Genomic DNA, 12191 nt, shown 5'->3' on the forward strand with positions numbered 1-12191 from the left:
TTTTCTGTTCTAGTTACAGTTTCGAAGAACGTTAATTTTTTCTCGATGAAATTTCAACGAAGCAAAAAAAAAAATATCTCAATGAATATATTATATTTTAATCGTAAAACATTGAAATACAATATATTATATTTTTAGGTTTTGTTGCTAAGGAGTTTTGGTTTTAATGCTAGAAGTTAAATTGTTTATGATATTCTGTAATTTTACTTCATTGTTTATTTGCATTATTTGTTCGGAAATTTTACTGAGATGTATTTAGGAACCAGTGTTAAATTGAAATTTTTGTTTAATAATTAAGTTATCCCAACAGCGTCTTTAGAATGTAATTGTTATTCCTGAACAAATTTGTAAATATCAATCCCAAAATCTATACCTAATTATTGTTTTGTAATGAAAGCCAAAAAAGAAAATGTAATTACTGATTCTACTAAAGCATATTGGAAGAAAATTTTATTGGATGATGTAAAATTACTAGACTTGCCCAGTAGAAAGCTTGCCGCAAAGGATGGCGTTCGGCAAGGGTCTTTGTTGCGCACCTACTTCTCTGCTGAGGTGACTTCTGAAATAAAGGCTTATACTGCTTCTGGTAGTATTGAATCTTTTTTAATTACTGCATTAGGTGTTCTGCTACAGAGGTATACAAATCAATTGGATATTGCTTTTGGTTTAAGTATAGATGATGAAACAGTATCCCTATTTAGAAATACTGTTGATCCTACCGTAGATTTTAATACGTTAAATAAACAAACAAAAAGCATACTACAATTAAACAAAGCAAATCCATATCCTACGGATAAATTTGTTGAAGATTTCAACCTTGTAAACGAGAACGGTGAAAACGCACTTTTAGATTTTGTACTTTCTATAAATTCATTGAAGAATGAAGCTGAAATCACAAATGATAGTAGTGATACCAGTACTATTGAATTTATAGGTAATGTTGATTCTTTGTCAAATATTAAGGTTTTATTAGCTTGTTCTAATGAGCATCTAAAATTAGAAGTAGTTTTCAACGAAAATGTTTTTGAGAAAAATGTTATCGAGCAGTTCATGGTGCACTTTAAGAATGTAGTGCCAAAATTAATTGAGCGGCCATCTATACCTGTAGGAAGTATAGACGTTCTTCTAGATAAAGAACGAGATACGGTCATGAATGATTTCAATTCGCCTTATGTAGAATACCCTAAGGGAAAAACAATTGTTGATTTATTAAATAAACAGGTTAAAAAAACACCGAATAGGACTGCTGTAGTTTATGAAGATAGAAGTTTAACATACAATGAACTGCATCAGCTATCAAATAGGTTCGCAGATTATTTAATAAAGAAAAAGGGAGCGGTAAAAGGTAATTTGGCCTGCCTTATTTTAGATAGAAGTGAATGGCTTATTATAAGCATGGTAGGTATCATGAAGGCCGGTGCTGCATATGTGCCCGTAGACCCTAACTATCCTGCTTCACGAAAAAAATATATAAAAGAAGATAGTAATTGCGATTTTACCGTAGACGCAGCAGCAATAGCAGAGTTCAAGGCAACAATCGATAATTATAGTATAGCTGAAATTACAACGGTGGACTTAAGTCCTACTGATTTAATATATATTATATATACCTCAGGTACCACGGGCAAACCAAAAGGTGTAATGTTAGAACATACTAATATCGTTAGTCTGTTCGTGCATGATAATCCAATATTCGATTTTAATGAAACTGACGTTTGGACCATGTTCCACTCTTATTGTTTTGATTTTTCGGTTTGGGAAATTTATGGAGCGCTGCTTTTCGGAGGAAAGTTAGTTATTCCTTCTAGTTCGGTCATTAAAGATCCTTTTGAATTCATGTCTTTAGTGATCAAAGAAAAAGTTACCGTCCTTAGTCAAACACCTTCTTCTTTTTTAAATATTATGGGCAGCTTGCCCGAAGGTGATGTTGACCTAAAATTAAGATATGTCATTTTTGGTGGAGAGTCTTTATTTCCTAAATATTTGAAGAAATGGCACGAACGGTTTCCTGCTATACAATTTGTAAATGGATATGGCATTACCGAGACCACCGTTTTTGTAACCTTTAAAATGATAGATGATGAGGATATAAGAACCAATGTTTCTAATATTGGTAATTGTATACCTACGTTATCCGCTTTTGTTGTAAACGGTCAAGATCAATTACAACCTATTGGTGTTATTGGAGAATTGTGTGTTTCTGGCTATGGTCTTGCACGCGGGTATTTGAACAGACCAGAACTTAGCGAGCAAAAGTTTGCCGTTAATCCTTTTTTACAAGGCGAGAAAATGTATCGTTCTGGTGATTTGGTGAGATTGCTGCCCGATGGTAATTTTGAATTCGTTGGTAGAATTGATCACCAGGTGAAAATACGTGGTCACCGAGTAGAGCTCGGTGAAATTGAATCTACCTTAAATGAAATTTCTGGTGTAAACAGGGCTGTTGTATTGGCGAATACAAATAAGGATGGTGAAACTAGGTTGGTGGCTTATTTGCAGGCCAATGGAGAGAAACCAACTGTAGGTACTTTAAAATTAGCTCTTGAGGAGAAATTGCCTGTATTTATGGTACCTGCTTTTTTTATGTGGGTAGATGAATTTCCTACCAATGCCAATGACAAAATTGATAAAAGTAAATTACCTGAACCTTCTTATGAAAGATCTAGTTCAGATGTAATTTTCAGAAAACCAAGAACCAAGCTTGAACAAAGTATAGCTGGTATTTGGGAAAAGGAATTAAGTATATCCGGGATAGGTTTAGATGATAATTTCTTTGAAATGGGTGGTACGTCACTCATGGCCCAGAAAGTTGCAAACGCTATAATGAAAACCGCGGGTATTCGTATACCTGTTACCAAGTTGTACCAGTACACCACAATAGCAACTCTTTGTTTATTTCTAGATAATAAGAACGAGAACGAGCCATTAACATTCAAATACAAAAAGAAAGATGTCAGTACATCTAAAGATGTAGCGATCATTGCTATGTCTGGTAGATTTCCGGGAGCTAATAATATTGATGAGTTTTGGGATGTTTTGAAAAATGGAAGGGAAACTATATCATTTTTCTCTCCAGAAGAATTAGATCAAAGTATTCCAGAAGCAACGCGAAAAGATCCTTTATATGTTGCCGCAAGAGGTATTGTACCGTCAGCGAAAACATTTGACGCACGTTTTTTTGGACTTACGCCAAAATTTGCCGAAGCAATGGATCCTCAGCAACGTCTATTTTTAGAATTAGCTTGGGAAGTTCTAGAAGAATCCGGGCACTTGCCTGAGCATTATAAGGGTAGGGTAGGTGTGTATGCCGGTACGGGTACCAACACCTATTATAAAAAGAACATATTGCCTAATAGTGAAGTTGTAGAAACTATTGGTCAATTGCAGTTGGATACCGCAAATGAAAAAGATTATATAGCATCAAGAACGGCATATCAATTAGATTTAAAAGGTCCGGCGGTAAGTGTACATTCCGCTTGTTCTACATCGTTATTGGCAATTGCCGAGGCAGTAGAGGCTATACGTAACGGACAATGTGAAATTGCTGTTGCTGGTGGGTCTAGTATTACCGCACCAATGAACAGCGGTCATTTGTATCAAGAAGGTTCTATGCTGAGTACAGATGGTCATTGTAGACCTTTTGATTCGCAGGCAAGGGGTACCGTTTTTAGTGATGGTGCAGGAGCTATAATATTAAAAGATCTAGAAGAGGCCAAAAAAGATGGCGATATTATTTACGGCATTGTAAAAGGTGTTGGTATTAATAATGACGGCGGTCACAAAGGTAGCTTTACGGCTCCTAGTGCAGAAGGTCAGGCGAATGCAATTGCAGCGGCTATTAACGATGCCAATATTTCACCAGATACGATCAGTTACATAGAAACACACGGTACGGCGACACCATTGGGTGATCCTATTGAGATAGATGGATTAAACCTTGCCTTTGGAGAACAGGAGAAGCAGAATTTCTGCGGAATAGGTTCCGTAAAAAGTAATATGGGGCATTTGACCGCCGCCGCAGGTGTAACCGGATTGATAAAAACCATTTTGGCTTTTAACCATAAAGTAATACCACCTTCTTTAGGTTTTGATAAACCTAATCCTGAAATAGACTTTGAAAACAGTCCGTTTTATGTCAATAATACCTTGACGGATTGGAATGTGGAGGGAGTTAGAAGAGCCGGTGTAAGTTCGTTCGGCGTAGGTGGTACCAATGTGCATGTTGTAGTAGAGGAGTATGAAATGGAGCAAAAGACTTCAAAATTTCAACGTCCATTGCAATTATTGCCAATTTCAGCAAAGACAGAGACCAGTTTAGCGGGATTTGAAACTGCACTTAAAAGTCATATGGATGCTAAGCAAGAATTAAATTTGGCAGATGTTGCATATACTTTAAGTACCACGAAAGCTAGTTTCAATAATCGCAGATTTATTTTAGCCGATGATACAAAAGTAGCTACTGATGTTTTATTGGATAAGGATATAAAGGCTACACAATCTTCAGTTGTAAAAATTGTACCTAGTGAAATCGCATTTCTACTTCCAGGTCAAGGTTCCCAATATTTAAATATGGGCAAGGACCTATATGATGAGGAAAGCACCTTTAGGGAGGCTGTGGATATCTGTGCCAATATATTGTTAGATATTATCAAGGTAGATATAAGGGAAATTATCTTTCAGGATAAAACTTCTGAAGAAGCGGAGAATAGGCTAAAGGATACCCGTTATACACAACCTGCCCTATTTACAATTGAATATGCGCTTTCACAATTATGGATGAGTTGGGGAATACGCCCCACGGTATTATGCGGACATAGTCTAGGGGAATTTGTAGGTGCTCATTTAGCTGATATTTTCAGTTTAGAAGATGCTTTAAAACTGGTTTCTATGAGAGGTATTCTGGTTAGCGGACTTCCAAAGGGGAGTATGCTGACCGTAAGAATCGATGAAGAAACTCTGGAAAAATTAATTCCGAAGACATTGTCAATAGCTGCCGTAAATTCTGCAAAACTTTGCGTGGTGTCAGGTGAGGATGATGAAATAACCAAATTCAGTGAGCTTTTAAAAGAACAGGGGCTACCATACCGCTTAATAGCTACAAGTCACGCTTTTCATTCCTCTATGATGAACCCAATTTTAGAGGAATTTGGGGATGTGGTAAAGAATATCAAATTAAATGTTCCTCAAATACCAATAATATCGACCGTTACAGGTACTTGGCTTACTAATGAAGAAGCCGTAGATGCCGTATACTGGACAAACCATTTAAGAGATACCGTAAGATTTTCCGATGCTATGGATACCCTGGTGAAATTAGAAGATGTGGTATTGCTAGAAGTTGGTCCCGGTAACACGCTTACAACTTTAAGTCGCCAGAACAAAGGCGCAAAAAATATAAAATCCTTGGCTTCTTTGCCGTTACCTAAGAATGATGAGAATTCATTTTATGGCATATTGAAAGCTTTAGGTCAAATTTGGCTAACCGGTCTTTCGGTAGATTGGAATGCCTTTTACAAAAACCAAGAAAGGCAAAAACTAAGATTACCAACGTATGTTTTTGACCGTAAACCATGCTGGATCGATCCTGTGGTCTCTGTTCCTAAAGAAAGAGCCTATTTGAATGGCGATCAGTCTTTAATTAAAACAATAGAAAAACCAAAAAGTGCCGCACCAATGAGAAACGTCTCTATATTAAATAAGATTTCAGAGTTAATTTCAAATTCATACGGAATTGATATTGAAGCAACGGACAAGGACAGTAGCTTTTTAGAATTAGGATTAGATTCTTTGATTCTAACTCAGATGGCCATTACCTGTAAAAAAGAATTTAAGATTCCAATTACATTTCGTCAGTTGAACGAAGACATAAACACACCAGAGCTTTTGGCTAATTACTTGGATCAGAACTTACCGGCAGATGTTATGGCGCCACAACCAATTGCCGAGGCAGCTCCTCAGCCGGTTGCCGCCGTTAACCATGTGCAACAAGCTATGCCTGCCAATTTTAATACTTCTGCAACCAATCAAACGGCCATTGGCCTAATAGGCGAGCAGCTTAATTTATTGAGTAGACAGCTTCAGTTGTTACAGGGTAATACGGTAACCCCAGCTCCACAACCTGTTGCCGTTCAAAAGCCTGTTCCGGCAAAAGAGGTTAAACCGGTAATGAATTTGGATTCACTTTCGGAACAAGAAAAATTGGAACATAAAAAGCCTTTTGGGGCTTCGCCAAAAATTGAGAGACAATCCACTGGTTTAGATCAGGCCCAATCGCAATACTTAAAGGAACTTACGGAAAAGTACAATGCCAAAACTATTGGCAGTAAAAATTACGCTCAAGACAATAGAGCTAAAATGGCAGATCCTAGAGTAGTATCAGGATTTAAGCCATTAACTAAAGAATTAGTGTATCCGGTAGTAATCGGTAAATCTACAGGTAACCGACTGTGGGATGTAGATGGTAATGAATATATAGATGCCTTGAACGGTTTTGGTTCTTGCTTTTTTGGTTATCAACCAGATTTCATAAAGAAAGCGATGCACGATCAAATTGAATTAGGGTATGAGGTAGGTCCTCAACATCCATTGGCGGGCGAAGTTTGTGATCTTTTATGTGAGTTTACCGGTCATGACAGGGCCGCTTTGTGTAATACCGGTTCAGAAGCGGTTCTTGGAGCTATGAGAATTGCCCGTACGGTTACAGGGCGTTCACTTATTGTAGCATTTACCGGTGCTTACCATGGTATTAACGATGAGGGAATTGTAAGGGGGTCTCAAAAGAAAAAGACTTTTCCGGCTGCAGCAGGTATTATGCCAGAAGCTGTGCAGAACATGTTGATTTTAGATTATGGTACCGACGAAAGTTTGCAGATTATAAAGGATAGAGCCCATGAAATTGCGGGAGTGCTAATAGAACCCGTTCAAAGTCGTAGACCGGAGTTTCAGCCTATAGAATTTATAAAGAACGTAAGAGAGGTAACAAGTAAAGAAGGGATTGCCTTTATTTTTGATGAGGTGATCACCGGCTTTAGAATGCACCCTGGTGGAGCACAGGCGTTGTTCAATGTAAAGGCAGATTTAGCTACCTATGGTAAAGTTATGGGCGGTGGAGTTTCCATTGGTGCCATTGTAGGTAAAAAAGAGTTTATGGATGCGCTTGATGGCGGTTTTTGGCAATATGGTGATGATTCGTATCCTGAAGTAGGGGTAACTTATTTTGCAGGTACTTTTGTACGTCACCCATTGGCTTTGGCTTCCTCAAAAGCTTCTTTGTTATATATGAAAGAGCAAGGTCCAAGTCTGCAGGCAAATATATCCGCTATGACAGAACGCATGGCCAAAAGCTTGAACGATACATTTACGAAAGAAGGTCTACCCATAGAGATTACTTATTTTGGTTCGTTATGGAGATTAAAGTTCAAGAAAGACATTCCGTATTCAGAATTGCTTTTTGTTAGCATGCGTGAAAAAGGTATTCATATTTGGGACGGTTTCCCTTGTTTCTTGACCACTGCATATACTAGTGATGATGTTGATTTCTTAATGAAAACCTTATTGTCTTCTGTAAATGAATTGGTAGCCGTAGGTATACTTTCTAAAGAGGGGGTAAACGGTAATCATGTTACAAACACAAAATCGTCTTTTGAAAAATTAAATACACCACCGGTTCCTGGTGCGCGTTTGGGTAGAGATGAAAAAGGGCAACCTGCTTGGTATGTTGAAGATGCTAGTCAAGAAAGCGGATACTTAAAAATCGATATCTAAAGAACAGAAAAGGTTTTAAACTTAGCAATGACCGTTTAAATGACATATTTACTGTTTACTAATTTAACCGATGAAAAAAACGATTCTTTTTTTGTTGAGGCTCGGCTTTGTTTTTCGGAGGAATTTGTAACTAAGTTTGAAAAGTATAAACGTTGGCAAGATGCAAAATCTACCATATTGGGAAGATTGCTTTTGGCATACGGATTAAAGAATTTATATCAAATAGATATAGACGACCTCCAAATGAATTTTACAAAGGATAAAAAACCCTTTATAGAAAATTCGGCTATCAAATTCAACATATCACACTCCAATGATGTAATTGTTTGCGCAATTACATCTGTAGGTGAGGTAGGTGTAGATGTGGAGAAGATCAATGATGTAAATATCCAAGATTTTAAAGGTCAATTTTCGAAGGTAGAATATGATGCTATAATAAATTCATCAAATGAACTGCAACAGTTTTATACGTATTGGACCCAAAAAGAAGCTGTTGTAAAATGTTATGGGTCTGGCTTGAATATACCTTTAGATTCTTTTGAAATAATAGATAATGTTACTGTGGTAGACAAACAACGCTATTATGTAAAGGAGTCTATTTTAGGTACTGCATACAAGTGTCATACGGCCACCAACACTTATTTATCTGATGATAAAATGGAGATAATTAAAATCGGTTCATCAAATTTATCGGATTTTATGTCGTTATACAGTTTCAGGTCTTTTAAATAATGGCGGTAAACATCGCGTTTGGCCGTTAAAGTGTTCTCTGCTTAATTTAAACTACGCCGTAGTCAGGTTAGAATTACCGTAATTCTTTATTACGACGATTTTATAAACTAGAATATCGGAATAAAGATGAAACAGGTTTTTGTTTAAATTAATTTTGAAGTTCACTATGAACATTAACTAAAAGCTACAAATTATTTATTTTATGAAAGCTGTATTCTCCCAAATTAACCTAAAAAGAACAAAAGCCAATCTGCTTAAATTTTCTTTGCTACTGGTAGTTGCATTACAAATTACATCGTGTGGCAGTGCTAAAAAATCATCTTACTTTAATGAGGTGGGCAACAACTCGTTCGCAACTTATTTTGAGCCTTTAGAGCCTATTTTGCAAAAGAACGATTTGTTAAGTATAAATATAACCAGTTTAAATGCAGAAGTAACAGAGATGTTCAATCTTGCCAATAAATCTGGAGGAGCACAACCTACAGGATATTTAATAGATCAAGACGGGTACATACGTTTTCCAGTTTTGGGTAAAATAGAAGTATCTGGGTTGACCAAAAAAGAACTGAGAGAATATATTAGAGGTGAGTTGATTTCTAAAAAATTATTAATGGAGCCAATTGTGGATATCCGTTTTATGAACTTTAAAGTTTCTGTATTGGGAGAGGTAAATCAGCCTGCTGTATTTACAATCCCTAATGAGAAAGTAACTTTATTGGAAGCTTTAGGTATGGCCGGTGATATGACGATTTATGCACAACGCAACAATGTGTTGCTGATCAGCGAAGAAGATGGTATTAAAAGCACCAAGAGAATAGATTTGACTTCAGACGAATTATTTACCTCACCTAACTATTATCTAAAACCAAATGATATTGTGTACGTGCAGCCAAACGATAGAAAGGTTAGAAACACCTCTAATGCTGCCCAATGGTTTTCTGTAATACTAGGCTCTTTATCATTGGCGGTAATCTCTATTTCTACTTTTAAGTAAACGTAACAATATATGCCAATAAAAAACAGTTTACTTAAAACTTAAGTTCCTGGAGCCAATTTAAATTGGTTATAGGTACTGTAGCTTAATTACCTTATAAAATTGAATGTAATGACCGAAAAGGAATATTTCGATTCACAACTATCTTCTAAAGAAAATGAAGAAAATTTTGATTTGAAAGCACTATTTAGCAAATACCTTAAATCATGGAAGTTGTTCTTAATTTCCTTGATTGTTTTCTTGACATTGGCAATTCTTGCTTTGCAGTTTGTGAATACCTCATATGAGGTAACCAGCAAAATACTTTTGAATAACGAAACCTCTAATATTGATGCCTCTGGTAACAACCTGGTAAACAATAATCCGTTTAGTAATTCAGAAAAAGTAAACAATGAAATTGAAGTACTTACTTCTGTACATTTAATGCGCTCCGTATTGGACAGTTTGTCATTGCAGGGTAAAGTAATGACTCCGGATGTTTTTCCGGAAACAGAATTGTACGGGTCTCAATTGCCTTTCAAAATTGTGGTAGACACGTTGTTTCCATTAGCATATGACACCACTTTAAAGATTAAAATTGAAGGTAGCGATAGCTTTAGTGTTTCCGAAGAGTTTGAAGATGCCGGGGATGTTTTAAGTTCTACAAGTTCATCTTATGGTTTTAACAAATACAATTATGGTTATAAGATTGAAAAACCATATGGTAACTTCCATTTAGTGGCAAATAACAAGTCAGTCTCAACAGCTAAAGAATTTGTAGTTGAATTTAGGGATATTGATGAGCTGGCACACGATTATGTTAAAAAAGCTTTGAACGTATATGTTGTAAATAAAGATGCTTCAGTTATAAACATCGTGTTAAAAGAATCAAATCCTGAAAAAGGTGAGGACATTATCAACGGTTTGGTTGAAATGTACGGGTATAAAGCGTTTTTAGAAAAAAATGCCATTGCATTAGAAAATGTAAAATTTATAGATAATCGTTTAAACAGCCTTTCTGCAGAACTTAGTGAAGTAGAAATGAACGTAGCTCAGTTTAAAACAGAGAATGAGCTCGCCAATGTTGAATTGGATGCAAATTCTTTTTCTGAACAAGAAATTGATTATGATCGCAAATTGGCAGATTCTGAAATTGAATTGAAAGTATTGAGTTCAATTGAACGTAATTTAAAAAGGGGAGATAATGAGTCTACTATCAACTCTTTAAATGTATCTAGTTCTAACCTAACGTATTTAATAGATAGTTATAACAAGTTACAGATAGATAGAAAAAGGTTGCAACGAACAGTGCCGGAAAACAACCCGAGAATGGTTGATATTAGAGATCAATTGGCACAATTAAAGCGTAATATTCTAGGTAGCCTTTCTACTTCTAAGCAAAGTTTGCGTACAACCATTGCCAGTATCAAGAACAGGTCTGATGAATTTGCGGAGAAAAAACAGAGGATACCGTCAATGCAACGTCAATTGCTTGAAATTAGTAGAGAACAGGGAATAAAGGAAAATTTGTTTTTATACCTACTTCAAAAGCGAGAGGAAGCTGCTTTAATGGTTGGCGCCAAACAAGATAATTTTACTGTAATAGATAAAGCCATTACGGATTATGAGTCTGGTTCTTCAAGTAAAAAATTATATGTGCTAATAGCTTTATTGATGGCTCTTGCGTTACCAATAGGTATCATTCATTTAAAAGATATTTTAAATACCAAAGTAAAGGGTGCCAAAGATATTGAGAAAAGAACAAGTGTACCGGTTATAGGTGAAATTGCACATAATAATTCTAGAAAAAACTTAATAGAAAAAGGGGAGGAAGTAAGTGCCTTGGCAAAAGGTTTTAGAATGATGAGAATGAACTTGGACTTTATTTTGTCGAAAAAGAAAGTGCAGACCGTTTTGGTTACCTCTGCAATAAAAGGTGAGGGAAAAACATTTTTCTCTTCTAATATGGGTGTAGCATTGGCATCATCAAGTTCTAAAGTGGTGATTTTGGAATTGGATAAACATAACCCGGAACTTATTGAAACCTTAGGGGAGACAAAAAGGGAATTTGGTGTTACCAATTACCTTAATCAACCCTATAATACCATTACCGTAAATGATCTTTTAATTCCGGTTAGTGGAAATGCCAATTTATTTGCTATTGGTTTAGGAAATGAAAAAATAGATGGCCTGGAGTCTTTTGGCTCTAAGAAAATGGAAGAGTTAATGGAACAGTTAAGAAAAGAGTTCGATTATATCCTAATTGATTCGTCACCTATAAAAACATTGGCAGATACCCTTGCATTATCAAAGTACACGGATTGTTGCCTTTATATGGTAAGGTCTGGACATTCTAAGCTAGAAGATTTAAGTATTATAGAAGATGTTAGAACCAACAAAAAATTCAAGAACCCAATGGTAGTAATGAATGATGTTAGTTCTAATAAATAGGTTGATCATTATCTATAATACTAAGCTCAAGGAAAAACAAAAATGAATATAAATTATATTGTCACTTTATTCTTTTTACTGTTCGCTTCTAAAGCAAATATCTTAGTTAAAAGTAATTTAGCTTGGTTTTGTTTAGAGGTGTTTATGATAATAATTGCCCTTAAGTTTAATAGGGTAAAGAAAAAAGATGTACAGTTTTTTATATTAAGTATTGTAATTTTTTTCATCTATATCTTATTCCGATTTAAATTAAATCAATTGCCTACAGATT

The 12191-nt window shown here is 35.7% G+C and carries 4 protein-coding genes; all 4 read left to right on the forward strand.

What is annotated here, in order from left to right; translation table 11 throughout:
* Positions 1-390: 390 nt before the first annotated feature.
* The 4 genes from PXC01_RS05975 to PXC01_RS05990 all read left to right on the forward strand — a co-directional run bounded on the left by PXC01_RS05975 (position 391) and on the right by PXC01_RS05990 (position 11920).
* On the forward strand, positions 391-7764 hold the full coding sequence (locus tag PXC01_RS05975; protein WP_276471417.1) for a non-ribosomal peptide synthetase/type I polyketide synthase: 7374 nt from the start codon (positions 391-393) through the stop codon (positions 7762-7764).
* Positions 7765-7803: 39 nt separating this feature from the next.
* Positions 7804-8496, forward strand: a complete 693-nt coding sequence (locus PXC01_RS05980; RefSeq protein ID WP_276471418.1) for a 4'-phosphopantetheinyl transferase family protein — start codon at positions 7804-7806, stop codon at positions 8494-8496.
* A gap of 202 nt (positions 8497-8698) precedes the next feature.
* Entirely contained in the window at positions 8699-9490 is a 792-nt protein-coding gene (locus PXC01_RS05985; RefSeq protein ID WP_276471419.1) for a polysaccharide biosynthesis/export family protein, read from the forward strand.
* 111 nt (positions 9491-9601) lie between these two features.
* The gene (locus PXC01_RS05990; RefSeq protein ID WP_276471420.1) at positions 9602-11920 is read left to right on the forward strand and encodes a GumC family protein; all 2319 of its coding nucleotides are present in this window, start codon (positions 9602-9604) and stop codon (positions 11918-11920) included.
* Positions 11921-12191: the final 271 nt, after the last annotated feature.

The organism is Maribacter huludaoensis (genome assembly GCF_029350945.1).
In the GTDB taxonomy this organism is placed as follows: Bacteria; Bacteroidota; Bacteroidia; order Flavobacteriales; family Flavobacteriaceae; genus Maribacter; species Maribacter huludaoensis.